Consider the following 25032-nt stretch of genomic DNA (forward strand, 5'->3'; position numbering starts at 1 on the left):
TCCCTTCGGTCTTGCGTTTCCGACTCTATCAGATCTTTTCTCGATCCGATTTCCTCGGGTGCTTTCCAGGTTCCCGCTTTCGCGTTTCCCTTTCCGGCGGTTCCGACTTTATCAGAAGTTTTCGGCCGGTCTGACCGGCTACTCATTCCTGAGTTATCGGGGGATGCTTCTGGAGAATGTCGATGTCGACTTCTCGGAAGCAGATTAGATTCTAAACGACCGCCACAGAACTTGTCCAGCTCTAGGCAACTGTTTGAATCTACCTCCCCACGCTCGCTGTGTCAACAGCTCTTGTGGGGCGAAGAGGAGACTAGCAGCTCACAGGGGCTGGATGCACATCACGCGGCCGTCGGCACGACCGCGCTGCGCTCCGCCTCTCCCAGGTCTCCCGTCTCCCCTGCGCGCGCCGCGCGGCCGCCGAGGACGTAGACGTAGGCCAGGAACGCCGACTCGGCCGTGACTCCGATGCCGATGCGGGCCCATGTGGGCAGGCCCGACGGGGTGACGAAGCCTTCGATGGCACCGGAGACGAACAGGACCAGGGCGAGGCCGATGGCCATGCCGATCGCCGCCCTTCCCTCCTGCGCGAGCGCGGCCCGCCGGGTGCGCGGACCGGGGTCGATCAGCGTCCAGCCCAGACGCAGGCCGGTACCGGCGGCGACGAAGACGGCGGTCAGTTCGAGCAGGCCGTGCGGGAGGACCAGTCCCAGGAAGGTGTCGAGACGGCCGGCCGAGGACATGAGGCCGAAGCCGACGCCCAGGTTGAGCATGTTCTCGAACAGGATGAAGAGGACGGGGAGCCCCAGGAAGACGCCCAGGACCAGGCACATCGCGGCCGCCTGGGCGTTGTTCGTCCATACCTGGGCCGCGAAGGCGCTCGCCGGGTGGCTGGAGTAGTAGGTCTCGTACTCGCCGCCGGGTCGGGTCAGCTCGCGCAGCTGGCTCGGGGCCGCGATGGACGACTGCACGGCCGGGTGGGTGCCGATCCACCAGCCCAGGAGGATCGCGACGGCTGTCGAGACGAGAGCCGTGGGTACCCACCAGTGGCGTCCGCGGTAGACGGCGGCCGGGAAACCGTGGCCGAGGAAGCGCGTGACGTCGCGCCATGAGGCGCGGCGCGTTCCCGTGACGGCGCTGCGCGCGCGTGCCACCAGTTGGCTGAGCCGTCCCGTCAGCTGCGGGTCGGGAACGCTGGACTGGATGAGGGAGAGGTGGGTGGCGGTGCGCTGGTAGAGCGCGACGAGTTCGTCGGTTTCGGCTCCGTTGAGGCGGCGCCGGCGGCGGAGCAGGGCGTCCAGACGGTCCCATTCGGCACGGTGTATGGAGACGAAGACGTCCAGGTCCATCGGGTCTGCCTGCTCCTCGGCTGGTCGCCGACTGCTCGTCGTGGATGCTCGTAAGTGTTGTCAGCTTGTCGTACTGGGGCGCGATGCGCTCACAGCTTGGCAGACTTGCGGTCCACCGGGTGGACCAGGAAAGGGCGGCGGGCGTGAGTGAGCTGGTGACGGGCGAGGCGGTGGCCCTCGAGCTACGGCCCGCGAGGCTGCCGAGCAGGGCGTTGGCCGTGCTGCTCGACCTGGTGGTGGCCGTGTTCGCGTACGTCTTCGTGTCCGTGCTGCTGCTGGCTTCGACGGCTTCCCTCGACGAGGCGGCGCAGACGGCGCTGTCGATCGCGACGTTCCTGCTGGTGCTGGTCGGCGGGCCGATCGCGGTGGAGACGCTCAGCCATGGGCGTTCGCTGGGGAAGATGGCGTTCGGGCTTCGGGTGGTGCGGGACGACGGCGGGCCGATCCGTTTCCGGCACGCGTTGGTCCGGGGCGCGGTCGGCGTCGTCGAGATCTTGATGACGCTGGGCGTGGTGGCCTGCATCGCCTCGCTGGTGTCGGCGCGCGGGCGGCGGGTCGGGGATGTGTTCGCGGGCACGCTGGTGGTGCGCGAGCGGATACCCGTCGTACGCGCCGGTTTCGTTCCGCCGCCGCCTCCCTGGCTCGCCGGCCGTTTCTCCGGGCTCGACCTGTCGGGGGTTCCGGACGGGCTGTGGCTTGCCGTGCGGCAGTACCTGACCCGCATGGGGCAGCTCGATCCGCAGGTGTCCGTGGGTATGGCGCAGCGGCTCGCGGACGATCTCGCGGCGCGTACGGGGGCTCCGGTGCCGCAGGGGCTTCCCCCGGCCGCCTTCCTGGCGGCCGTGGTGCACGAGCGGCAGTCACGTGAGGCGCGGCAGGCGTTGGGCCCCGTTGCTTTCGCCCCGCCACCGGCCCAGCCCGGTGCGGCTGCTGTTCATCGGCATCCGGCGCCTCCGGCGGGGGTGTGGCAGCAGCCTCCGGTTCAGGCGGCTCGGCTCCCCGGACCCGCTTACCTTCCCGGGCCCGCGCCTGTCGCTCCGTCGGTGTCCCCGGTACGGGATCAGCCGCCGGCCGACCGCCCCGCCACCGGGTTCGCGCCGCCTGCGTGAGGAGCGGGGGCGTTCAGTCGAACCGCGACGGCGGTGACCGAAGGTCCTCCAGTTCGATCCCGGGGGCTGCGAGAACGACGTCGCCGGCGATGTGCACGGAGTGCCGTTCGCCGGTGTCGAGGGCTGTGACCTGGTATTCGTCCACGGTCAGGGGCCCGTTGTCAGTGGCGTGTGCTTCGCTGTCCACCAAAGCCCAGGACTGGTCCACCGTGCGGGGGGCGAGGACCGGGTCCGTGAAGGCGACCAGGCGTACCCGGGTCGCGGCGGAGGAGGGGGTGAGGCTCAGGAGACGGGCGGTGGCGACGAGGAACGCGGGGGACGTGCCGGTGAAGGCGTGGGCGCGCACATTGCCTTCGGTGGCATGGACGCCGGTGGGGTCGGTGCGGACCCAGGTGACGCCTTCGAGGGCGGCGCCGCGCACCTGCCAGCCTCCGGTGTGCAGTTCGAGGCGGATCGGGCGGCCGAGGTCGTCCAGGGCCAGGTCGACGGAGCCGCGGTGATCGCCTGCGGGTGTCGTGACCTGGGAGACGTAGCGCCAGCCGGACGGGCCGGGGGCGCACTGGAAGTGCTCTTCCCCGAGGGGGGTGTGATCGTGCGGATCGTGGAGCGAATAGCGGCCGCGGGGCATGGGCGTCCTGGGGCTTGACGGGCTGGTCCGGTCAGAGGCCAAAGGGGCAGGCCCCCGGCACGGGGGTGCGGGGGGCCTGCCTCGGAGGATCTGCCGACCTTCGGACTCAGTAGCGGTAGTGGTCCGACTTGAACGGGCCGTCGACCTCCACACCGATGTACGCGGCCTGCTCCGGGCGCAGCTTGGTGAGCTTGACGCCGAGCGCGTCCAGGTGGAGGCGGGCGACCTTCTCGTCGAGGTGCTTGGGGAGCACGTAGACGCCGGTCGGGTACTCGTCGGGCTTGGTGAACAGCTCGATCTGGGCCAGGGTCTGGTCCGCGAAGGAGTTGGACATCACGAACGACGGGTGGCCGGTGGCGTTGCCCAGGTTCAGCAGGCGGCCCTCGGACAGCACGATGATGACCTTGCCGTCGGGGAACTTCCAGGTGTGGACCTGGGGCTTGACCTCGTCCTTGACGATGCCGGGAATCTTGGCGAGACCGGCCATGTCGATCTCGTTGTCGAAGTGGCCGATGTTGCCGACGATCGCCTGGTGCTTCATCTTCGCCATGTCCGACGCGAGGATGATGTCCTTGTTGCCGGTCGTGGTGACGAAGATGTCGGCGGTCTCGACGACCTCGTCCAGCGTGGTGACCTGGTAGCCGTCCATCGCCGCCTGCAGGGCGCAGATCGGGTCGATCTCGGTGATGATCACACGGGCGCCCTGGCCGCGCAGGGACTCGGCGCAGCCCTTGCCCACGTCGCCGTACCCGCAGACGACGGCGGTCTTGCCGCCGATGAGGACGTCGGTGGCGCGGTTGATGCCGTCGACCAGGGAGTGGCGGCAGCCGTACTTGTTGTCGAACTTCGACTTGGTGACGGCGTCGTTGACGTTGATCGCCGGGAAGAGGAGGACGCCGTCGCGCTGCATCTCGTACAGGCGGTGGACGCCGGTGGTGGTCTCCTCGGTGACGCCGCGGATCTCCGAGGCGAGCTGGGTCCACTTCTGGGCGTTCTCACCCAGGGTGCGGTGCAGCAGCTGGAGGATGACGCGGTGCTCGTCGGACTCGGCGGTCTCCAGACCGGGGACCTTGCCGTCCTTCTCGTACTCGACGCCCTTGTGGACGAGGAGGGTGGCGTCGCCACCGTCGTCCAGAATCATGTTCGGGCCGCCGGTGGGGCTGTCCGGCCAGGTCAGCGCCTGCTCGGTGCACCACCAGTACTCCTCCAGGGTCTCGCCTTTCCAGGCGAAGACCGGGACGCCCTGGGGGGCGTCGGGCGTGCCGTTCGGGCCGACGGCGATGGCGGCGGCCGCGTGGTCCTGGGTGGAGAAGATGTTGCAGGAGGCCCAGCGGACCCGGGCGCCGAGGGCGGTCAGGGTCTCGATGAGGACGGCGGTCTGCACGGTCATGTGCAGGGAGCCGGTGATGCGGGCGCCGGCGAGGGGCTGGGCCTCGGCGTACTCCTTGCGGATCGCCATCAGGCCGGGCATCTCGTGCTCGGCGAGGGTGATCTCCTTGCGGCCGAACTCGGCCAGCGAGAGGTCGGCGACCTTGAAGTCCTGTCGGTTGTCGACAGTCGTCATTGCGAGCTGCTCCTCGGGATTGGGGCGAGGTGGGTACGGCTGGTCTGCGCGGCGGCGGACACAGGGGTGCCCGAAAGAGGACACTGGCATGCCCACGTACGCGCAGCGCAGTCCGTCGGAGGCCCTCTCTCCCTCGGCCGGTCCGTTCCGGGACCGCCCGACCGCCATCAGCAGCGACGTCTGGCTCCGTCCCAAGCTACACCGGAGTACCCGGTCGCCCCCAGTCCGCCTGCGGGGCCTGTGACCCGGCCGACAGCGGTTCCCCGCTGGACGGGGGGCGGCGCTCGGGCCGGCGCGGGCTGCTCAGGGGTGAGGCGGGCTCACCCCTGACCTCTGCCTCAGTGCCCGGCCGCGTGCGGGTTCGGGCCGCCGGGGGTCGCTTCCGGGTCCGGGCCCTTGGCGGCCTCGGCCTCGCTGTAGATGTCCGGTTCCAGGTAGATGACCCGGGCGATCGGGACGGCGGCGCGGATGCGGGCCTCGGCGGCGTCGATGGCCCGCGCGATCTCGGCGGCCGTGTCGTCGTGCTGGACGGCGATCTTGGCGGCGACCAGCAGTTCCTCGGGGCCGAGGTGCAGCGTCCGCATGTGGATGAGGCCGGTGACGGTGTCGCCGTCGACGACGGCGGCCTCGATCTTCTTGACGTCGTCGACGCCGGCGGCCTCGCCGAGCAGCAGCGACTTCGTCTCGGCGGCGAGGACCAGGGCGATGAGGACGAGGAGGACGCCGATGCAGACGGTGCCGATGCCGTCCCAGACGGCGTCGCCGGTGAGCAGGGTGAGGCCGACGCCGCCGAGGGCGAGGACGAGGCCGATGAGGGCGCCGAAGTCCTCCAGCAGGACGACGGGCAGCTCGGGCGCCTTGGCGCGGCGGATGAACTGGGCCCAGGAGAGCTTGCCGCGCAGCTCGTTGGACTCCTTCATGGCCGTGCGGAAGGAGAAGCCCTCGGCGATGATCGCGAAGACGAGGACCGCCACCGGCACGTACCAGTGCTCCAGGTCGTGGGGATGCTGGATCTTCTCGTAGCCCTCGTAGATGGCGAACATGCCGCCGATGGTGAAGAGGACGATCGAGACGAGGAAGGCGTAGATGAACCGCTCGCGGCCGTAGCCGAAGGGATGCTGGGGGGTCGCCTCGCGCTGGGCCTTCTTGCCGCCGATCAGCAGCAGGAACTGGTTGCCGGAGTCGGCGAGGGAGTGGACGCCCTCCGCGAGCATCGAGGAGGAGCCGCTGAACGCGAACGCCACGAACTTCGATACCGCGATCGCGATGTTGGCGCCGAGTGCCGCCACGATCGCTTTGGTGCCGCCTGACGCGCTCATGTGTCCGCGTTGTCCCTTCGCCTTTGTCGCCCTCGTCCGTCCACACCGTCCAGGCGTGTCCCGGCTTTGCCCGGCCTTTGCCAGTGGGCCATTGTTGCAGCCCGGCCGGGCCCCGGCGTCTCAGGTATCCACAACCGCGGTCATACGATCACAGTGGCGCGGAAGACGGTGCCCGCGCCCGAGATCTCCGCCCGCTCGCCGGCCGGGACGAACACGGATCGGCCGGGGGTCAGTTCGTGCTTGCCCGCCCGGACGGAGCCGGCCGTGCAGAGCAGGATCTGGGGAGTGTGCCGGGTGACGTCGTGGGCGCCGCCGCCTTCGGGCAGTACGTAGCGGGAGAGCCGGAACTCGTCGATCGGCGTCTCGTAGACCTCCTCGCCGTCCGCGGAGGCCTCGGGCCGCAGTACGCCCGGGTCGCTCGGCTCGAAGCGGACGACGCGCAGGAGTTCGGGGACGTCGACGTGTTTGGGGGTCAGGCCGCAGCGCAGGACGTTGTCGGAGTTGGCCATGATCTCGACGCCGAGGCCGTTGAGGTAGGCGTGCGGGATGCCGGCGCCGAGGAACAGTGCCTCCCCGGGCTGCAGGCGGACGCGGTTGAGGAGCATGGCCGCTATGACGCCGGGGTCGCCGGGGTAGTGGTGGGCGATGTCGGCGTAGGGGGCGTAGTCGCCGCCGAGGCGGGTGCAGGCGGCGGTGGTCTCGGTGACGGTGCGGGCCATCTCCCCGGGGTCCGCGGTGAGGACGGCGGTGAGGACCTCGCGCAGGGCCGCGTCCTCGGGGTGCGCGTGCAGCAGGTCGACGTAGGGCTTGAGGGAGTCGACGCCGAGGCCGGCGAGGAGGTCGGCGGTCCGGGCGGGGTCGCGGAAGCCGCACAGGCCGTCGAACTCGGTCAGGGCGCAGATCAGTTCGGGCTTGTGGTTGGCGTCCTTGTAGTTGCGGTGCGGGGCGTCGATCGGGACGCCGCGCCGCTCCTCGTCGGCGTATCCCTCCTTGGCCTGGTCCAGGTCGGGGTGCACCTGGAGCGAGAGGGGCGCACCGGCGGCGAGGATCTTCAGCAGGAACGGCAGGCGGGGACCGAACCTGGCCACCGCGCGGGCGCCGAGTTCCCGCTCCGGGTGGGCCTCGATGACCTCGACGAGCGTTCCGCGCGCGGTGCGCGAGGGGGCGCCGGGGTGCGCGCCCATCCACATCTCCGCCTGCGGTTCGCCGGTCGGCTCGGTGCCGAGCAGGTGCGGGATGGCGGTGGGGGAACCCCAGGCGTAGGGGCGGATCGTGTTGTCGAGGCGGTCCATGTGTCTTCTCTGTCTCCGTACGTACGCGGCTCAGCCGGGCGCCTTGGCGGCGGGCGCTGACCGGCCCGCCGGGAGCAAGGTCAGGCCCTGGAAGCGAGCGCCAGGTAAACGGCGGCGAAATCGGTGACGGCGATCAGTTCCGCGAGGGTCTCCAGTTCGCCGCCCTCCTCGGGTTCGAGTTCGCTGATCGGCGTGTCGTGGCTGAGGGCCACGTCACGGGCGGCGGGGGCGGCGGTGAGGCCGCCGATCGGGCGGTCGCGGAGCAGCACCACGCGCGCGTGCAGGGCGGGGGCCTCCTCCACGCGGTCGCGGAAGAAGTCGTCCGGGTCGGCGCTGGCGGCGAGCGGGCCGGCCAGCAGGGCGCTGTGCGCGGCCAGCGCCTCGGGCAGTTCGGCGACGACCGCGGGGCGGCCGGCGAGTTCGGCGAGAGCGGCGGCGAACCGGCGGCCCGCCGGGCCCGCCGAGTCGCCCTCCGTCCACACGACGGGGAGCGCGTCGGCGAGTTCCGCGGCGAGGGTCTTGGCCGGGTTGCTGTAGGCCGCGATGGCGGGGCCGCAGCGCTCCGCGACGTGGTCCAGGCGGTCGGCGATCTTCTCCAGGACGTCCGGCGGGGCGCCGAGCAGGCCGATGCGGTCCAGGAGCGCCAGCAGCGGGGTCAGCAGGGCCCAGAACACGCCCGGGGAGGACGCGGCGAGCGGTTCCTCCTGGTCGTACGGTGCCGTCGCCATCGGCACGAACAGGCCGTGGGCTCCGGTGACCGCCTCGGCGAGCGGGGTCTGGGGAGGTGCGACGGCGGCGACCGAGCAGCCGCGGCGGTAGGCCTGGTCGGCGAGGAGGGAGAGGCTGGGCTCCGTGCCGTCGGGGGTGGCGATCAGGAGCAGGTCCACGGATCCGGCCCAGCCCGGCAGTTCCCAGCGCAGGGCGCCCGCGGCCGGGGCGACGCCGGTGGGGGCCAGGCGGACCATGGGGCTGCCGGTCCCGGCCAGCGCTCCGAGCAGGTCGGCGGTGTGGGTGGCGGCGGCTCCGGGGCCGGCGATCAGGACGGCGCGGGGGCGGCCGTCGGGCTTGAGGCCGCCGATGCCGGCCTCGGCGGCGTGCCGGGCGGCGGTGCGGACGCGGGCGCCGGCCTCCGCCGCGCCGCGCAGCAGGCCCCGGTGGTCGGCCTCGGCGAGGCCCTCCGGGGTGTCGAGCAGCGATTCGTCCAGCATGAGCGGCAGCCTCTTCCGATCGCCGGGGTCCTGGGCGGGGGCGGGCGCGCGGGGTTCCCGACGCCCACGGGGTGTCGCCGTCACGAGCGGGTGGTCCCGCCGCGGGTCGGCAGCGCCTTGTCGCCTACGAGGGGTGGGGCATCGTCACTGGGGGCGGCGGGCCTCGTCGACGAGCAGTACGGGGATGCCGTCGCGGACGGGGTACGCGAGGCCGCAGTCCTGGCCGGTGCAGATCAGCTCGGTGTCCTGCTCCTTCAGGGGAGCGTGGCAGGCCGGGCAGGCGAGGATCTCCAGGAGGCCGGCTTCGAGCGGCATGGGGTGTCCCTTCGACAGGCGGGTACGACTCTGTGGATGTGCTGGTCAGCGTACCGCCGGAGGGGCGGCGCCGGAGGGTTCGGCAGGTCCGCGGGCGGGGGTGCCGCCCAGGGGGCTCCACCCCCTGGGTCCCCGTCCTCGTCCTCTGCCCGGGGGCCGGGCGGCGTGCGGCCGGGATCAGGCTCTGATGATGGACAGGGCCTCGTCCCTGATCTTGGTCATCGTGGCCTCGTCCTTCGCCTCGGCGTTCAGGCGCAGGAGTGGTTCCGTGTTGGAGGGGCGGACGTTGAACCACCAGTCGGCCGCGGCGACCGTGAGGCCGTCGAGGTCGTCGAGGGTGACGTCGGCGCGGCCCTCGTACGCGGCGCGGATCGCGGCGAGGCGGGCGCTCTGGTCGGCGACGGTGGAGTTGATCTCGCCGGAGCCCGTGTAGCGGTCGTACTGGGCGACGAGGGAGGAGAGGGGGCCTTCCTGGCCGCCCAGGGCCGCGAGGACGTGCAGGGCGGCCAGCATGCCGGTGTCGGCGTTCCAGAAGTCCTTGAAGTAGTAGTGGGCGGAGTGCTCGCCGCCGAAGATCGCGCCGGTACGGGCCATCTCGGCCTTGATGAAGGAGTGGCCGACGCGCGTGCGAACCGGGGCGCCGCCGTTCTCCCGCACCACCTCGGGGACCGTGCGCGAGGTGATCAGGTTGTGGATGACCGTGCCCTTGCCGCCGTTGCGGGTCAGTTCGCGGACGGCGACCAGCGCGGTGATCGCGGACGGGGAGACCGGGTCGCCGTGCTCGTCCACGACGAAGCAGCGGTCGGCGTCGCCGTCGAAGGCGATGCCGAGGTCGGCGCCCTCCGCAGGCACCCGCTTCTGCAGGTCCACGAGGTTGGCCGGGTCGAGCGGGTTGGCCTCGTGGTTGGGGAAGGTGCCGTCCAGTTCGAAGTACATCGGGACGAGGGTCAGGGGGAGACCGGCGAAGACCGTGGGGACCGTGTGGCCGCCCATGCCGTTGCCGGCGTCGACCACGACCTTCAGGGGGCGGAGGGAGGTCAGGTCGACCAGCGAGCGCAGGTGTGCCGCGTAATCCTCCAGCGTCTCGCGGGAGGTGAGGGTTCCCGGCTCGGCCACCGGCTCGGGGGCGCCCGACTCCAGCCAGCCCTCGACCAGTTCGCGGATCTGCGTGAGGCCGGTGTCCTGGCCGACCGGGGCTGCGCCCGCGCGGCACAGCTTGATGCCGTTGTACTGGGCCGGGTTGTGGGACGCCGTGAACATCGCACCGGGCAGGTTCAGCGCGCCCGAGGCGTAGTACAGCTGGTCCGTGGAGCACAGGCCGATCTCGGTGACGTCCACGCCGCGGTCCGCCGCGCCGCGCGCGAACGCGCGGGACAGGGCGGGGGAAGAGGGCCGCATGTCGTGGCCTACGACGATCGCCGCCGCACCCGTCACCTCCGTGAAGGCGGCGCCGAAGAGTCCGGCCAGTGTCTCGTCCCACTGGTCCGGGACCACTCCGCGTACGTCGTACGCCTTCACGATCTGCGACAGATCAGCAGTCACGGCCAACCCTCCTGAAGTCCTATGGGTGCCCACAAACTACCCGTCGGCGATGAGCGGCAGGTGTGCGGACACCCGGTGGAAGCGCGGCGGTCACCTGGCGGTCACCCGGCCGTGACCGGGGCGAGGCGGGTGAAGGCGGCACAACTGGGCGGCGTACCGCGGCCGGTGGGGAGGTGCGCTCAGTTGTCCGGGGAGCGCAGGACCCGGAGGTGGCCGCGCCGGGCGACCTCCATGGGGTCGGCGGTGCGGGGACCGCCGCCGGCCGCCCCGGCCGCCCGCTCCTGGGGACGGGCCGCCTCACGCACGGCGTTCGCGAGCGCTTCCAGATCGTCTCCGCTGGGCCGCGCGGGAGCGGAACCGTCGAGGAGCCGGACGACCTCCCAGCCGCGCGGGGCGGTGAGGCGCTCGGAGTGCTCGGCGCACAGGTCGTAGCAGTGGGGTTCGGCGTAGGTGGCGAGCGGGCCGAGGACCGCGGTCGAGTCGGCGTAGACGTACGTCAGCGTCGCGACGGCGGGTCGGCCGCAGGCGGTGCGCGAACAGCGACGTACAGGGCTCACGACGTTGGACGGTACCGCACTCTTGAGCGGGCCGCGACGACTCTCCCCCAGGTCACTCCACCGTGTCGTGCTGTGAAACACCCCACAACCGGCTGTCGATGTGCCCCGCTGACCTGCGCGGACGGGGTTCCGGCGGAGTCGGGGCGTTACTGCATCCGGTCATTATTCGACACAAACACCGTCAATTGCCTTGAGTTCGGCGGTCTTGGAGGGTTACGGAAACGAGCCAGACCTTGGCCGGAATGGTCATGCTGCGACAGAAGGTGTCTGGGGGTGGCGGTGCGTGCGGTTGCCGCGTGGGGCCCGGGCGGGCGGGGCGTGCGGGGACTAGGCTTCACCGGTGATGGACAACCGTGTACCGCCCCGTGCCGCCGGCCCTGGGCCCCGTCGCCGTGATCGCCACGGGCGGGGCATGCGGGGGCCGATCGCACCGCCTCAGGTGCCGCTGGCGGCCAGCCGTGCCGAGGTCTTCGCGGACCTGGTGCAGGACTCCGTGGACCGGCTGGAACGGCGATGGCCGCAGTTGGCCGACGTCGATTTCCTCGTGCTGGAGGTGCCCCGGCTGGAGGGGCGGGGTGATCAGGACGCCTGGGACGACGAGGCCGTGCCGCTCGGCGGGAGCGTTTCCGCGCGTGACGGGCGGCGGGCGCGGGTCGTCGTGTACCGGCGGCCTGTGGAGATCCGGACCAAGGGGCGGGACGAGCGGGCGGCGCTGGTGCACGAGGTGGTGGTGGAGCAGGTGGCGGAGCTGCTGGGGCTCACGCCGGAGACCGTGGATCCGCGGTACGGGGAGGACTAGGGGGGCGGTTCGTCTTCCCTGGTGCGGGGTTTTTCCCGGTGCAGGTTCGCTTGCCCGGTGGGGGTTCGCTTGCCCGGGGCCGGTGCCGGTGCCGGTGCTGACGCTGGGTGGGAGTGCTTGCCCGCGCGTGCGGGGTGCCTCCCCCAGAGGGGGTGCCCCCAGCGCCCACCCGTGCCGCCCCAGCGGCACGACTGCCCGCAGCTGGGGCGGCGTGGATGGCCGCAGTTACGGCGGCGCGGGTGGACCAGCTGAGGCGGCGTGGGTGGACCAGCTGAGGCGGCGTGGGTGGACCGGCTGGGGCGGCGCGGGTGGACCAGCTGAGGCGGCGTGGGGGCCTGGGGTTACTTCTGGAGGACCGAGAGGTCCTCGGTCGTGTGGGGTACTGCCACCGTTCCTCTGTCGTTCGGGAGGGTCTGGACGGTGAAGCCGGGGGTGTCGGAGTCCGTGGTGTACAGGGTGCGGGACGCGTAGACGGGGCCGCCGGAGACGGTCTCCACGGTCAGGGCGTAGGTGCCCTTCCGGCCGGACGGGGCCGGGGCGTCGATGTTCTGGGTGGTGCCGGACTTGATGGTGTACGTCTTGGTCGCCGCGGTGCCGCCCCCGCTGCCCGCCGAGGCGGTGACCTTGACCGTGGCCGTACCGGTGGGCGCGGTCAGGGCCAGGGTGGTGCCCTTGGCGCTGTTGTCGGCCGCGGTCGCGCGCGTGCCGACGGGGGCGGTGGCCGGAATGTAGGCCGTCTCGCGCTTGTCGCCCTTGCCGCGGACGACCCGCAGGGCCGCCACCACCGGCACCTCCTGATCGGAGGGGGTGAGGACCAGCGAGCCCGCCTCGCCGCGGGTGACGTCGCCGAGGTCGACCGCAGCGGTCATACCGGACTTGACGTGCACGGTCTCGTTCCCGGCCGGGGTGATCAGACCGTTCGGCGAGGCCAGGCGGACCTTCAGGTCGGCGTCGTCGTCGCCGGGCGTGAAGGCGATCAGGCGGACGTCGGTGGCGTCCTTGGGGATGCCGGGCAGGACCAGGCTGCCGGCCGGGTCGCCGGCCGCGGCCAGCCAGTCGCCGCCGATCTTGTCGTCGAGGGCCTGCACGGCCGCGCCGACCCGCCCGCTGCGCACGCCGACGTGCACCGTCAGGTCCTCCAGGCGTTTGTCGGTGAGCGTGGAGAGCAGGATCGGCTCGCTCGTGTGCGGCTTGATCGTGAGGTTCTCCCCCAGCGGGGACTTGATCGCGCCGTCCTTGTCGTACAGCTCGATGTCCACGACGGCGGCGGAGTCGTCGGGGTTGGTCAGGTGCACGTAGTCGGTGCGACCAGTGGCCGTGCTGGCGCCCGGGAACCAGAACTCGGTGTCCGCGGCGGTGCAGTTGACGCCCTGGAGGCCGCGGCCGGTACCGGCGGCGACCTCGGTGGTCTCCTGGACGGTCCAGCCGGACGCGAACTTCCCGTCGGCGGTGCCGATCAGCGCGGGCGTGTCGCCGCCGGAGGTGTCGCCGGTGACCGGCGTGCCGGGCGCCTTCGGCGTGAGCACCGGCCGGTCGGCCTTCTTCCGGGCGCCCTTGCCCTTCCCGCTCTCCCCCCCGGCGTCCGTACCGTCCGCCGACTTCTCGGTGACGGCCTGGAGTTCGGCCTTTCCGCTGTTCGCGCTGCCCTTGGTGACCGGCGTGAACGACGTGTACGACGTCTCGGCGATGTCGGAGGTGCTGGGGGCCGGGCAGAGCAGGCCGGTGCGTTCCACGGGCAGGTGGGCGGCCGCCTGGGAGCCGGACGCGCCGGACGCGGACGGGGAGTCGAGCGCGGCGAACGCGGTGACGGCGGCCAGCGCGGCGGTGCCGGCGATCAGGGACAGGGTGGTGCGGTTCACTGCTGGCTCCCGTCGGGGCGCTCGCTGCCGGTGCCGTGGGCGTGCTGTGCGGGGTCGTAACCCTGCCGGCCGGGGTCGTAAGCCGGGTCGTAACCCCGCTGGTAGGCCGTCGGGTCGTACGGCATCCCGTCAGCCGTGCCGCCGTAGGCGTAGGGGTCGTACGGGGCCTCCTGGTACGGGTCGGGCTGGTAGGCCTGCTGGTCGTAGCCGGAGGTCTGGTACTGCTCGGCGCCCTGGTCGGCTCCGTAGCCCGGGTAACCGGCGTTCGCGTACGGCGCGGGCTCGCTCGCCCAGTCCCCGCTCGGCTCCTCCTGGGGGACCCCCGTGCCATATGGCTGCTGGTGGGGTACGACCGGCGCCTGGGCGGGCGGCGGGGTGCCGGGCTGCTCCTCGGCGGCCGGTTCCTCGGCCTGGGCGCGCAGGCGGCGGGCGCGGCGGCCCTCGCCGGCGGGAACCTGGGCGGGCAGGGGCTGCTCCTCGGGGAGGTCGTCGTCGACGTCGCGGCGGCGGCCCGGCAGGGCGAGGACGATCAGGACGACGGCGAGCGCGCCCTGTGCCCACAGCCAGGCGGTGTGGCCGATCGGGTCGTCGAACGCGACGTCCAGCCTGCCGCCGCCCGCGGGCAGCCGGAAGCCCTGGGCCCAGCCGTCGACCGTGGTGCGGGTCAGCGGCTTGCCGTCGAGCGTGGCCGTCCAGCCTTCGGAGGCGCTGTCGGCCAGGCGCAGGACGCGGCCGCCCGAACCGGAGGCGATGGTGGTGTGGATCTCCACCGGGCCCGCGGCGATCGGCCTTGTCTCGCCCTTGCCGTCGGTGGGCACGATGGCGGCGCGGGAGACCTCCCGCTCGACGCGCCACAGGGCGCTGCCGTCCTGCTGGCTGAGCCGGGCCAGGCCGGGGGTGGCGTCGAGGACGCGGGTGATCTCGCGCGGGGCGCCCTTGTGGACGAGGACGTAGCGCACGGCGAAGCCGCCGAGTTCGTCGGCCTGGTCGGCGCCGGAACCGGCGACGAGGTTCGCGACGACCTTGGCCAGTCGTGCGTTCTCACCGCCGGCGGCGGCCAGTTCGGCGTCTCCGAGGCGGGCGCCCGAGTCACGGACCAGGGTGTAGCGCACATGTGCGGCGGAGTCGCTGTCGAGGACGAGGGTGCGGGCCTGGTCGCCGCCGGTGGAGTCCTCGGCGACGAACGCGGGCACCTGCGCCGGGTCGCGCCGCTCCAGGGGACCGTCGGCACCGCCGATCATCCAGCCGGCGGCGACGAGCAGCGGGCCGGCGGCGGAGGCGAAGGCGATCAGGGCGGCGACGGGCTGGCGCCAGCCGAAGTTCTGCTCGGCCACGCGTGCGCGGGCGCCGTCGGCGCCGAGGGCGGCGGCGGCCAGCAGGGCGATGCCGTAGACGAGGGTGGCCGGTCCGGCCCAGGCGGACCTGTTGGACAGGACGGCGAGGACGAGGCCCAGCAGGGCCACGACCCAGGCGGTGCGGATCCCCAGCTGCCGCTCGGAGCGCAGGAGGGCGGCGAGGGCGGCGAGCACGATGCCGATGAGCATCAGGCCGTGCACGGTGCCGGGGCCGCCGGGGCTGGAGCCGAGCAGGTCGAGGGCGGAGGCGGCCGAGGGGCCGTACTCCAGGCCCGCCTCCTGGAAGAAGCCGGTCGGGAGCAGGGTGAGCGACCACGGGGCGAGGACCAGCAGCGGGGTGCCGAGCTGGGCGAGGAAGCGCAGGCCGTGGGCGACGGGGTCGGCGCGGCGCAGCACGAGCACGGCGAGGCCGAGGACCAGCGCGAGGGGCCAGACGATCGGCGTGAAGGCGGTGGCGATGGTCAGCAGCAGCGCGTACGCCCAGGTGGCGCGCCAGCTGCCGCGTGCGCCGGGGCGTCCGGCGAGGCCGCTCGCGGCGATGCCGGCGCGTGCGATGAGCGGGAGCAGCACGGCGAGGACGGCGGTGCCGATGCGGCCGCCTGCCAGGGCGCCGGTGGTGGCGGGCAGGAAGGCGTAGACGATGGCCGCCCAGGCGCGCAGCAGCCGGGAGGTGACGAGGGGCCGGGAGGCGAAGTAGGCGGTGAGTCCGGCGAGCGGAACGGAGCCGACGAGCAGGACGGTGACCGCGAGTCCGGTGGAGCCGAACAGGAGGGAGGCGAGGGTCGCGACGATCGCGAGGTAGGGCGGCGAGGACGGGGTGCCGCCGGCGCCGACCGGGTGCCAGGCGTCCAGGTAGCGGGACCACAGGTCGCCGGCGTCGGCCGGGGCGGGCAGCATGGCGCCGCCCGCGAGCGCACCGCCGCCGAGCAGGCCGCGGCAGGCCACGAGGGAGACCAGCAGCAGGGCGAGGAAGAGCACCGGGCCGGGTTTGCGGGCGATCCGCTTGAGCCGGGCGAACTGCTCGAGCTCCAGGAAGTCGGCGTCGTCGCCGCCGGGCCCGGACTCCACGGCGCCGCCGTGGCGGCCGGCCGAGGAGGTGTCGGTGTCCGAGCCGCTGCTGAAGTTGCCCGCGAACTGTTCCACGGTGGCCCGGACCGTGGCGCCGGGCGGTGGGAAGAGCCGGCGCAGTTCCGCCTTGTCGATCTGCGTGGGGCCGCGGCCGCGTCGTGCGGCGATGATCCGCTCGGGCCGCAGCAGGACGCTCAGCAGGCCGCGGATCTCGTCGACGGCCTGGCCGGGGACCTTGCCGACGAGATAGGCGACCGTCCGCAGGAGGGTGCCGAGGACGAGCCGCAGCAGCACCCAGGGCAGGGCGGCGGTACGGGTGTTGGCGAGCAGGGTGTAGACGGCGCCCGCCTTGTCGACCTTGTGCGGGGATGCGGTGGTACGGCCCGCGCAGTCGACGGCGCGGCGCTCGCGGGAGGCGGCCTCGGCGTGCCGTACCACCGCGTCGGGGGCGATCAGGACGCGGTGGCCGGCCCTGTGGGCGCGCCAGCACAGGTCGACGTCGTCGCGCATCAGGGGCAGTCGGCGGTCGAAGCCGCCGAGCTGCTCGAAGACGTCGCGCCGGACGAGCATGCCCGCGGTGGAGACGGACAGCACGGTGCGGACGTGGTCGTGCTGGCCCTGGTCCTGCTCGCGGCGGTCCAGACCGGTCCAGCGGCGGCCCGAGTTGGCGATGGAGACGCCGACCTCCAGCAGCTGCCGGCGGTCGTACCAGCCGCGCAGCTTGGGGCCGACGACGGCGACGTCGTCGCGGCCGAGTTCCAGTTCGTTGTCGACGACCTGGAGCAGCCGGGCGAGGGCGTCGGGTTCGGGGGCGCAGTCGTCGTGCAGCAGCCACAGCCAGTGGACGGGTTCGCCGTGCGGCAGGTCGGGCATGTCGTAGGCGTCGTCGCGCCAGCTGCGCGTGACCGGGTCCCAGCCGCTGGGGCGCTTGAGGTACGGCAGCTGCTCCGGGGTGAGGACCGGGGCGGTGCGGCTCGCCTCCTCCACGGCCTGCCCGAAGCCGGTGCGACGGGCGAGGTGCAGGACGTTGCCGTCGCCGAGGGCGTCGGTGAGCAGCTGGGCGGAGTGGTCCGCGCTGCCGGTGTCCGCGGCCACCGCGTACTGGACGGGGCGCTCCTGGCCGAGCAGCCCGGCGAGCGCGTCGGGCAGCCAGCGGGCGCCGTCGTGGGAGACGAGGACCGCGGTCACCACATGACGCGGGAACTCTGGAGTGGCAGCCGGGTCTTGATGGGCTGCCGTATGGCTGTGCACGGTCATCGAGGTACGGGCCCCGGTTCGATGGACTGCGGTGGACGCCCGCGTCTTCTCGTGGTCGAGAGGACTGCGGGGCGTCTCGGACGAGCGACCACACTATCGGCTGGCCATGACCACGGCCCGCCGCCTGTGGACAACCCACGGCTGACGGGCCGTTCGTTATGTTTTCGCCTGTGCCGCGTGCGGTGCGCGAGCGTGTCCGTGCCTGTGCGCGCCTCTTCGTGCCCCGCCCGTGCCGCCCGTGCCGACTGTGTCCGTGCCGACCGTGCCGCCCGTGCCGACTGCGTCCGTGCCGTCCCTGCCGACTGCGTCTCTCAGATGGCGGCCTTCTTCAGCCTGCGGCGTTCACGCTCGGACAGGCCGCCCCAGATGCCGAAGCGCTCGTCGTTGGCGAGGGCGTACTCGAGGCACTCGGAGCGCACCTCGCAGGCGAGGCAGACCTTCTTCGCCTCTCTGGTCGAGCCGCCCTTCTCGGGGAAGAAGGACTCTGGGTCGGTCTGGGCGCACAGCGCGCGCTCCTGCCAGCCGAGTTCCTCGTCCGCGTCGTCGACCAGCAGTTGCTGCACCAGCTCGGTCATGTGCGCCCCTCGTCTGTCTCTCCGCGTCCCCGTGCGTAGCCGTTGTCGATCCCGGCTGAACGACACGAGTGAAATTACAAGTGTGCTGCTCCGGGCGAGTCAAGCCGAGATCTGCTATTGGGGCCGTTATTCACTCTGCGGAACCAAGGCCGTGCGGAAAGTGTTCAAATCACCATAAACCTTGACACGCAGGCGAGACCCCCCGGGGGCGACCGAACCCCCGTACAGAGACCTGTACGGAGAAAGACGCCTCCGCGTTCGATCGCGTTCCGCGCGGCTCGAGCGCTCGGATGTGCCCCATGTGTCCCGGCACCCGGGTGAACAAACCTTTCACCTGACAGGTGAACCGGATCAGGTGAAACGTGTCGCACGTACCGGGCGTGGAGTTGACAGCACGGGTGTGAACCGCTGTTCTAGTGGGCATGCTCGCGAACTTGGCACCCACCTCGACCCGCACCGCCGGGTCCCACGGTGCCGCCCGCGCGCGCTGTAGCTGTTGTTGCTGTTCCAGCTGTTGAGCCACGCACGCTCCGGCTGTTCCCGAGTCCGTTCCGGCTCGGTCGCGTCTCCCTCTTCGTGATCCCTCACCCAGGGCATCCCTTCCGTCCCCGACCCCGGACGGACCGCAGGCGCCCTCCCAGCTCCAGCCCCCACTTCTCCCGCCGAGGACCACCGCACCCGATGAACAGCGACAACGACCTCCAGATCGCCGGCGACATCCTCGAAGTCCAGCACCTGCTCCAGCCCCCGCGCGAGCACCCGGCCACCGTGGCCGAGTTCGTGGGGCTCGCCCGCTCCATCGCCGCCGACCGCGGCCAGTGGGCGCACCTGGTCCGCTACGACGCCACCACCCGCTGGTACCACCGGCTCCGCACCGGCCCCGGCTACGAGGTGTGGCTGCTGTCCTGGGTGCCGGGGCAGGGCAGCGGTCCGCACGACCACGGCCGCTCCTCCGGAGTCCTCACCGTGCTGGAGGGCACTCTGACCGAGCGCACCGGGCGCGGCACGCGCGCGCTGGCGGCCGGCGCCCAGCGGGTGTTCGCGCCCGGTTACGTCCACGAGGTCGTCAACGACGCCCTGGAGCCGGCGGTCAGCCTGCACGTCTACCACCCCGGCCTGACCGAGATGCCGATGCACACCTCCCCGCACTGCGAGGCCCGTCCGGTGACTGCCTGACGCGACGTCGGACCCGCCTGCGAGACTTGGCGCATGCGCATTGTGGTTCTGGCAGGCGGCATCGGTGGTGCACGGTTCCTGCGCGGTCTGAAGCGGGCCGTGCCGGACGCGGACGTCACGGTGATCGGCAACACCGGCGACGACATCCACCTCTTCGGGCTGAAGGTGTGCCCGGATCTGGACACGGTGATGTACACGCTGGGCGGCGGCATCAACGAGGAGCAGGGCTGGGGACGGGCCGACGAGACCTTCCACCTCAAGGAGGAACTGGCGGCGTACGGCGTCGGCCCGGAGTGGTTCGGGCTGGGCGACCGGGACTTCGCCACGCACATCGTGCGGACGCAGATGCTGGGCGCCGGCTATCCGCTCAGCGCGGTCACCGAGGCGCTGTGCGACCGCTGGAAGCCGGGCGTGCGGCTGATCCCGATGACCGACGACCGCGTGGAGACGCACGTCGCGGCGGAGATCGACGGCGAGCGCAAGGCGATTCACTTCCAGGAGTACTGGGTGCGGCTGCGGGCCTCCGTGGCCGCCCAGGCCGTGGTCCCGGTCGGCGCCGAGCAGGCCAAGCCCGCCCCGGGCGTCCTGGAGGCCATCGCCGAGGCCGACGTCATCCTCTTCCCGCCGTCCAACCCGGTCGTGTCCATCGGCACGATCCTCGCCGTCCCCGGCATCCGGGAGGCCATCGCCGACGCGGGCGTGCCCGTGATCGGCCTCTCCCCCATCGTCGGGGACGCGCCCGTGCGCGGGATGGCCGACAAGGTGCTCGCCGCGGTCGGTGTGGAGTCGACGGCCGCCGCGGTCGCCGAGCACTACGGCTCCGGACTGCTGGACGGCTGGCTGGTCGACACGGTGGACGCGGACGCGGTCGAGCGGGTCGAGGAGGACGGCATCCGCTGCCGGGCCGTGCCGCTGATGATGACCGATCTCGACGCGGCCGCGCAGATGGCGCGGGAGGCGCTGGCGCTGGCGGAGGAGGTGCGGACAGCGTGAGCAGGGAGCGCCCGGAGTACACGGTCCGGGCCCTGACCGGCATCCCCGAGGTGCGGCCGGGTGACGACCTCGCCAAGCTGATCGCCGCCGCCGGGCCCGGCCTGGCCGACGGGGACGTGTTGCTCGTCACCTCCAAGATCGTCTCCAAGGCCGAGGGGCGGATCGTGCGGGCGGCCGACCGGGAGGCGGCCATCGACGCCGAGACGGTCCGGGTCGTCGCCCGGCGCGGCACGCTGCGCATCGTGGAGAACCGGCAGGGCCTGGTCATGGCCGCCGCCGGGGTCGACGCCTCGAACACGCCCTCCGGCACCGTGCTGCTGCTGCCCGAGGACCCGGACGCGTCCGCGCGTGCGATCCGCGACGGGCTGCGCGACGCCCTCGGCGTCAACGTCGGTGTCGTCGTCACCGACACCTTCGGGCGACCCTGGCGGGCGGGGCTCACGGACGTGGCGATCGGCGCCGCCGGGGTGCGTGTGCTGGACGATCTGCGCGGGGGGACGGACGCGCACGGCAATCCGCTCAGCGCGACCGTCGTGGCCACCGCGGACGAGCTGGCCGCCGCCGGGGACCTGGTCAAGGGAAAGGCCGCGGGCCGGCCGGTGGCCGTGGTGCGCGGGCTGCGCCACCTGGTGGACCGCGCCGGGGACGAGAGCACCGACGGTGGGGGTGCTCGGGCGCTGGTGCGTTCCGCGCGTGACGACATGTTCCGGCTCGGCACCTCCGAGGCGGTCCGTGAGGCCGTGACCCAGCGGCGCACCGTGCGGGCCTTCACCGACGAGCCCGTGGACCCCGCCGCGGTACGGCGCGCGGTGGCCGCGGCGGTCACCGCGCCCGCCCCGCACCACACCACGCCGTGGCGGTTCGTGCTGCTGGAGTCGGCGGAGTCCCGCACCGGGCTGCTGGACGCGATGCGGGACGCCTGGATCGCCGACCTGCGCCGGGACGGCAAGAGCGAGGAGTCCATCGCCAGACGGGTGCGGCGCGGGGACGTCCTGCGCAACGCCCCCTACCTCGTCGTGCCCTGCCTCGTCATGGACGGTTCCCACCACTACGGGGACGTCCGGCGGGACGGGGCCGAGCGGGAGATGTTCGTCGTCGCGTCGGGCGCGGGGGTGCAGAACTTCCTGGTCGCACTGGCCGGGGAGCGGCTGGGCTCGGCGTGGGTGTCCTCCACGATGTTCTGCCGGGACGTGGTGCGCGACGTACTGGGGCTGCCGGCGCGGTGGGACCCCATGGGCGCGGTCGCGGTCGGCCACCCCGCGGAGGAGCCGAGGCCCAGGCCGGGGCGGGACGCGGAAGCGTTCATCGAGGTGCGGTGAGCCGTGGGGAGCAGCGGAGCGCGGACGGTGCGGGTCCCGTCGTGCTGAGGACCGCCTAGTCTCGTAGGACGGCACCGGCACCTCGACACCCCCAGGACCTCACCAGTGGCAGGACGCTTCGACCCGCGCCCCACGCGTACGACCGTGCGCGGCGGGCACGTCGGCGTGCCCCCGGGAGCTGCCGCGGGGATACCCCGGCAGGCGGCGGCACCGCCGCGGGCACGGCGCTGGGCGCCGGACGGGCCGCTCGACCTCGGGCTGGTGCTCGGGCCGCTGCGGCGCGGGCCCGCCGACCCGACGTTCCGCGCCACGGCGGACGGGTCCGTGTGGCGGGCCAGCCGCACCCCCGCCGGGCCGGGCACGCTGCGGGTGCGGGCGTACGGCGGTGAGGTGCTCGGCGAGGCCTGGGGACCCGGCGCCGAATGGCTGCTGGACCGGCTGCCCGAGTTGCTCGGCGCGGCCGACGACCCGGACGCGTTCGTGCCCCGGCACCGGGTGGTGGCGCTGGCGCGGCACCGGCGGCCGGGGCTGCGGCTGACGCGGACCGGGCTGGTGCTGGAGTCCCTGATCCCGTCGGTGCTGGAGCAGAAGGTCACCACCGACGAGGCGTACCGGGCGTGGCGGCTGCTGGTGCGGAGGTTCGGGGAGCCGGCGCCGGGACCCGCGGGAGCCGGCGAACGGCCGATGTGGGTGATGCCCGCGCCCCGGACCTGGGCGCTGATTCCCTCCTGGGAGTGGCACCGGGCGGGCGTCGACGACAAGCGGGCGTCGACGGTCCTGCGTGCGGTGCGGGTCGCCGCGCGGCTGGAGCAGGCTGTGGGGATGCCGGCGGTCGAGGCGCGGGCGCGGCTGGAGGTCGTGCCGGGGATCGGTCCGTGGACGTCGGCGGAGGTCGTGCAGCGCAGCCATGGGGCGGCGGACGCGGTGACGGTCGGGGATCTGCATCTGCCCGGGATCGTGGGGTGGGCGCTGGCGGGGGACCGGGACGCGGACGATGCGGAGATGCTGCGGCTGCTGGAGCCGTACGCCGGGCAGCGGCATCGGGCGGCGCGGTTGATCCTGCTGAGTGGGCGGACGCCGGCTCGGCGGGCGCCGAAGATGTACCGGGTGGACATCGGGTTGCTGTGAGGCGCGCGCCGTGCGCTGGGGCTGTCGGCGGGGGTTGCGGCGCTTGCCCGCGCGGGCGGGGTGCCTCCCCCAGAGGGGGTACCCCCAGCGCCCAGCGCCCACCCGTGCTGCCCCAGCGGCACGACTGCCCGCGGCTAGGGCGGCACCGCTGCCCGCGGCTACGGCGGCACGACTGGCTGGGGCCAGGGCGGCGCGACTGCCCGTAGCCAGGGCGGCGCGGCTGCCCGCGGTTACCGCGGCGCGGCTGTCTGCGGCTACGCGTTACTGGTCCGAGGAGAAGCGGAGGGCTCCCGCGGGGATGCGGGCGTCGCACCAGACTCGTACGCCCTCGCGCAGTTCGTTGTCGGCGCCCACGACCGCGCCGTCGCCGACGACCGTGCCGGTGAGGACGGAGCGTTCGCCGATGCGGGCGCGGGAGCCGATGAGGGAGTCGGTGATGACGGCGCCGGGTTCGATGACCGCGCCGGGGAGGATGGTCGAGCCGGAGACCCGGGCGCCCTCCGCCACGGACGCGCCCTCGCCGACCACCGTGCCGTCCGTCAGCTTGGCGTCGGGGGCGACCCTCGCCGTGGGCAGGATCAGCCGGGCGCCGCAGCGGCCCGGGACAGCCGGCGAGGGGGCCCGGCCGAGGACCAGGTCCGCCGAGCCGCGGACGAAGGCCGCCGGGGTGCCGAGGTCCAGCCAGTACGTCGAGTCCACCATGCCCTGGAGGTGGGCCCCGGCGGCCAGGAGCCCGGGGAACGTCTCGCGTTCGACCGAGACCGGCCGGCCCGCCGGGATCGTGTCGATGACCGAGCGGCGGAAGACGTACGCCCCCGCGTTGATCTGGTCGGTGACGATCTCCTCGGGCGTCTGCGGCTTCTCCAGGAAGGCGAGGACACGGCCGGTCCCGTCCGTCGGGACCAGGCCGTAGGCGCGGGGGTCCGTCACCCGCGTCAGGTGCAGGGAGACGTCCGCGCCCGTCGACTCGTGGGTGCCGACCAGGGCCCTGATGTCCAGGCCGGTCAGGATGTCGCCGTTGAAGATCAGGACCGGGTCGTCGGGACCGGAGTGGAGGCGTGCGGCCACGTTGCGGATGGCGCCGCCCGTGCCGAGCGGCTCCTCCTCGGTGACGTACTCCAGGTGCAGACCGAGCGCGGAGCCGTCGCCGAAGTAGGGCTCGAAGACCTCGGCGAGGTAGCTCGTCGCGAGGACGATGTGATCGACGCCCGCCGCTCTCGCCCTGGCCAGCTGGTGGGTGAGGAACGGCACCCCGGCGGCCGGGACCATGGGCTTGGGAGTGTGCACCGTGAGCGGGCGCAGCCGGGTGCCTTTGCCGCCGACCAGGAGGATCGCTTCTGTCACCTGTCGTCTCTGCTTCCTGCCGGGACCGGCGAACCGCTCGTGACTACTCGTTTCGGCCGGTCAGTGTATGCAGACCGTGCGACGACGCCCGGATGGCCACGCGGTGTCCCGGAGGATACGCGTCCGGTTTCCCCCGATCGCCGCGGGACGACCTCCTGGTCGGCTCCCGCCCGTGCCCGCACCCGTCCCCCGACGGCGGCGGACACGCACCCCGGCCCGCAGCGCCCGCCTTCCGGGCACGCGATGGCATAACCGCCCCGATGGCCGGAGTTCACGTCCAGTCGTACGTTCTTCCCCTTGGGGTACAGATTGCCATCGCCCGGCGTGAGATATGCCCTTCCGCTCGGATTGGCACCGCGAGTGCTCCCACCGCCAGGCGCGCGCCCCGCCGCGCGTACCCTGTCCCGGGTGAACGCCACCGATCGCACCCCCGCCGGCCTGCTGACCTCCGCGCTCGCAGCGGACCCCGGCCGTCCCTTGGTGACCTTCTACGACGACGCCACGGGCGAACGGGTCGAGCTGTCCGTGGCCACCTTCGCCAACTGGGTGGCCAAGACCGCCAACCTCCTCCAGGGCGACCTCTCCGCCGGTCCCGGTGACCGGGTCGCGCTGCTGCTGCCCGCGCACTGGCAGACGGCGGTGTGGCTGCTGGCCTGCTCCTCGGTGGGCGCGGTCGCGGATGTCGCGGGGGACCCGGCGGCGGCCGACGTGGTGGTCAGCGGGCCGGACACGCTGGAGGCCGCGCGGGCCTGCCGCGGCGAGCGGGTCGCGCTCGCGCTGCGGCCGCTGGGCGGCCGGTTCCCGCAGCCGCCGGCGGGTTTCGCCGACTACGCCGTGGAGGTGCCGGGCCAGGGCGACCGGTTCGCGCCGTTCGCGCCGGTGGACCCGGACGACGCCGCGCTGATCGTCGCCGGACGGGAGTTCAGCGGGGCCGAGATCGTCGAGCGGGCCTCGGCGCAGGCGCCGTCGCTGGACCTGACGGGTCCCGGGTCCAGGCTGCTGTCGGGGCTGCCGTACGACACGTGGGAGGGACTCGGCGCGGGGCTGTACGCGCCGCTGGCCGTCGGCGGGTCCGTGGTGCTGTGCCGTCATCTCGACCGGCTGGACGAGGAGGCCCTCGCCAAGCGGATCGAGAGTGAGAGGGTGACCGCGGTCCGGCGGTGAGGCCAGGCCCGGGCCAGGCCGCCGGCGTCCCCCGTTCGGAGTAGCAAAGGGCGCTGCCCCGCTGCCTGGCCCGCCATGGTCGTAGGAGCAGCACGTGACGCTCGTACGCCCTGAG

At 73.0% G+C, this 25032-nt stretch carries 21 protein-coding genes; 8 read left to right on the forward strand and 13 right to left on the reverse strand.

Features of this window, described 5'->3' with window-relative positions; translation table 11 throughout:
- Positions 1-208: hypothetical protein (locus tag IE177_RS35290; RefSeq protein ID WP_229816339.1), on the forward strand; the 208-nt coding region annotated here is incomplete at its 5' end.
- Between the two features lie 130 nt (positions 209-338).
- On the opposite strand, the gene IE177_RS30420 is transcribed toward IE177_RS35290, so the two are convergent.
- On the reverse strand, positions 339-1346 hold the full coding sequence (locus IE177_RS30420) for a stage II sporulation protein M (protein ID WP_190018699.1): 1008 nt from the start codon (positions 1344-1346) through the stop codon (positions 339-341).
- Positions 1347-1489: 143 nt separating this feature from the next.
- On the opposite strand from IE177_RS30420, the gene IE177_RS30425 reads away from it, so the two are divergent.
- Positions 1490-2455, forward strand: coding sequence for an RDD family protein (locus tag IE177_RS30425; RefSeq protein WP_190018788.1), 966 nt, complete (start codon positions 1490-1492; stop codon positions 2453-2455).
- Positions 2456-2468: 13 nt separating this feature from the next.
- Here IE177_RS30425 and IE177_RS30430 read toward each other — a convergent pair whose 3' ends face one another.
- From IE177_RS30430 to IE177_RS30465, 8 genes are all read right to left on the reverse strand, one after another.
- Positions 2469-3083, reverse strand: a complete 615-nt coding sequence (locus tag IE177_RS30430; protein WP_190018700.1) for a hypothetical protein — start codon at positions 3081-3083, stop codon at positions 2469-2471.
- Positions 3084-3189: 106 nt separating this feature from the next.
- On the reverse strand, positions 3190-4647 hold the full coding sequence (gene ahcY, locus IE177_RS30435) for an adenosylhomocysteinase (RefSeq protein ID WP_190018701.1): 1458 nt from the start codon (positions 4645-4647) through the stop codon (positions 3190-3192).
- 338 nt (positions 4648-4985) lie between these two features.
- Positions 4986-5966 (reverse strand): cation diffusion facilitator family transporter, encoded by a 981-nt coding sequence (locus IE177_RS30440; RefSeq protein ID WP_190018702.1) that lies wholly within the window; start codon positions 5964-5966, stop codon positions 4986-4988.
- A 140-nt stretch (positions 5967-6106) separates the two neighbouring features.
- Complete coding sequence (manA, locus tag IE177_RS30445) at positions 6107-7258, reverse strand: mannose-6-phosphate isomerase, class I (protein ID WP_190018703.1); 1152 nt, start codon at positions 7256-7258, stop codon at positions 6107-6109.
- 80 nt (positions 7259-7338) lie between these two features.
- Entirely contained in the window at positions 7339-8466 is a 1128-nt protein-coding gene (locus tag IE177_RS30450) for an SIS domain-containing protein (RefSeq protein WP_190018704.1), read from the reverse strand.
- 144 nt (positions 8467-8610) lie between these two features.
- Positions 8611-8781 carry a Trm112 family protein gene (locus tag IE177_RS30455; RefSeq protein WP_190018705.1) on the reverse strand — a complete coding sequence of 57 codons (171 nt, stop codon included), beginning with the start codon at positions 8779-8781 and terminating at the stop codon, positions 8611-8613.
- A gap of 177 nt (positions 8782-8958) precedes the next feature.
- Entirely contained in the window at positions 8959-10323 is a 1365-nt protein-coding gene (locus IE177_RS30460; protein WP_190018706.1) for a phosphomannomutase/phosphoglucomutase, read from the reverse strand.
- A 179-nt stretch (positions 10324-10502) separates the two neighbouring features.
- On the reverse strand, positions 10503-10880 hold the full coding sequence (locus IE177_RS30465; RefSeq protein ID WP_373305207.1) for a DUF3499 domain-containing protein: 378 nt from the start codon (positions 10878-10880) through the stop codon (positions 10503-10505).
- Positions 10881-11292: 412 nt separating this feature from the next.
- Here IE177_RS30465 and IE177_RS30470 point away from each other — a divergent pair, with 412 nt between their 5' ends.
- Entirely contained in the window at positions 11293-11679 is a 387-nt protein-coding gene (locus IE177_RS30470; protein ID WP_229816340.1) for a metallopeptidase family protein, read from the forward strand.
- A gap of 341 nt (positions 11680-12020) precedes the next feature.
- On the opposite strand, the gene IE177_RS30475 is transcribed toward IE177_RS30470, so the two are convergent.
- From IE177_RS30475 to IE177_RS30485, 3 genes are all read right to left on the reverse strand, one after another.
- Positions 12021-13538: a DUF5719 family protein gene (locus IE177_RS30475; RefSeq protein ID WP_190018707.1), complete on the reverse strand. Its 1518-nt coding sequence runs from the start codon at positions 13536-13538 to the stop codon at positions 12021-12023.
- A complete protein-coding gene (locus IE177_RS30480; RefSeq protein WP_190018708.1) occupies positions 13535-17218 on the reverse strand; it encodes a glycosyltransferase family 2 protein in 3684 nt (1227 codons plus the stop codon). Before IE177_RS30480 ends, IE177_RS30475 begins: the two co-directional genes overlap by 4 nt.
- A 311-nt stretch (positions 17219-17529) precedes the next feature.
- Positions 17530-17793 carry a WhiB family transcriptional regulator gene (locus IE177_RS30485; protein ID WP_010986447.1) on the reverse strand — a complete coding sequence of 88 codons (264 nt, stop codon included), beginning with the start codon at positions 17791-17793 and terminating at the stop codon, positions 17530-17532.
- 681 nt (positions 17794-18474) lie between these two features.
- On the opposite strand from IE177_RS30485, the gene IE177_RS30490 reads away from it, so the two are divergent.
- From IE177_RS30490 to IE177_RS30505, 4 genes are all read left to right on the forward strand, one after another.
- Entirely contained in the window at positions 18475-18969 is a 495-nt protein-coding gene (locus tag IE177_RS30490) for a cysteine dioxygenase (protein WP_190018709.1), read from the forward strand.
- A gap of 33 nt (positions 18970-19002) precedes the next feature.
- On the forward strand, positions 19003-19962 hold the full coding sequence (cofD, locus tag IE177_RS30495) for a 2-phospho-L-lactate transferase (RefSeq protein WP_190018710.1): 960 nt from the start codon (positions 19003-19005) through the stop codon (positions 19960-19962).
- Complete coding sequence (locus IE177_RS30500; protein ID WP_190018711.1) at positions 19959-21281, forward strand: coenzyme F420-0:L-glutamate ligase; 1323 nt, start codon at positions 19959-19961, stop codon at positions 21279-21281. The genes cofD and IE177_RS30500 overlap by 4 nt, the downstream gene beginning before the upstream one ends.
- Positions 21282-21386: 105 nt before the next feature.
- The gene (locus IE177_RS30505; RefSeq protein WP_190018712.1) at positions 21387-22409 is read left to right on the forward strand and encodes a DNA-3-methyladenine glycosylase family protein; all 1023 of its coding nucleotides are present in this window, start codon (positions 21387-21389) and stop codon (positions 22407-22409) included.
- A 261-nt stretch (positions 22410-22670) separates the two neighbouring features.
- On the opposite strand, the gene manB is transcribed toward IE177_RS30505, so the two are convergent.
- Positions 22671-23753, reverse strand: a complete 1083-nt coding sequence (gene manB / locus IE177_RS30510) for a mannose-1-phosphate guanylyltransferase (RefSeq protein WP_190018713.1) — start codon at positions 23751-23753, stop codon at positions 22671-22673.
- Positions 23754-24161: 408 nt separating this feature from the next.
- On the opposite strand from manB, the gene IE177_RS30515 reads away from it, so the two are divergent.
- A complete protein-coding gene (locus tag IE177_RS30515; RefSeq protein ID WP_190018714.1) occupies positions 24162-24917 on the forward strand; it encodes a TIGR03089 family protein in 756 nt (251 codons plus the stop codon).
- Positions 24918-25032 lie beyond the last annotated feature (115 nt).

Source organism: Streptomyces lucensis JCM 4490 (assembly GCF_014650035.1).
Classification (GTDB): Bacteria; Actinomycetota; Actinomycetes; order Streptomycetales; family Streptomycetaceae; genus Streptomyces; species Streptomyces lucensis.

Excerpts from the sequence above, each read along its gene's own strand:
- IE177_RS30430 (WP_190018700.1), bottom strand. The coding sequence starts at position 3,083 with ATGCCCCGCGGCCGCTATTCGCTCCACGATCCGCACGATCACACCCCC.
- IE177_RS30480 (WP_190018708.1), bottom strand. The coding sequence starts at position 17,218 with ATGACCGTGCACAGCCATACGGCAGCCCATCAAGACCCGGCTGCCACT.
- IE177_RS30470 (WP_229816340.1), top strand. The coding sequence starts at position 11,293 with ATGCGGGGGCCGATCGCACCGCCTCAGGTGCCGCTGGCGGCCAGCCGT.
- IE177_RS30420 (WP_190018699.1), bottom strand. The coding sequence starts at position 1,346 with ATGGACCTGGACGTCTTCGTCTCCATACACCGTGCCGAATGGGACCGT.
- IE177_RS30440 (WP_190018702.1), bottom strand. The coding sequence starts at position 5,966 with ATGAGCGCGTCAGGCGGCACCAAAGCGATCGTGGCGGCACTCGGCGCC.
- IE177_RS30455 (WP_190018705.1), bottom strand. The coding sequence starts at position 8,781 with ATGCCGCTCGAAGCCGGCCTCCTGGAGATCCTCGCCTGCCCGGCCTGC.
- IE177_RS30450 (WP_190018704.1), bottom strand. The coding sequence starts at position 8,466 with ATGCTGGACGAATCGCTGCTCGACACCCCGGAGGGCCTCGCCGAGGCC.
- IE177_RS30490 (WP_190018709.1), top strand. The coding sequence starts at position 18,475 with ATGAACAGCGACAACGACCTCCAGATCGCCGGCGACATCCTCGAAGTC.
- cofD (WP_190018710.1), top strand. The coding sequence starts at position 19,003 with ATGCGCATTGTGGTTCTGGCAGGCGGCATCGGTGGTGCACGGTTCCTG.
- manA (WP_190018703.1), bottom strand. The coding sequence starts at position 7,258 with ATGGACCGCCTCGACAACACGATCCGCCCCTACGCCTGGGGTTCCCCC.
- ahcY (WP_190018701.1), bottom strand. The coding sequence starts at position 4,647 with ATGACGACTGTCGACAACCGACAGGACTTCAAGGTCGCCGACCTCTCG.
- IE177_RS30485 (WP_010986447.1), bottom strand. The coding sequence starts at position 17,793 with ATGACCGAGCTGGTGCAGCAACTGCTGGTCGACGACGCGGACGAGGAA.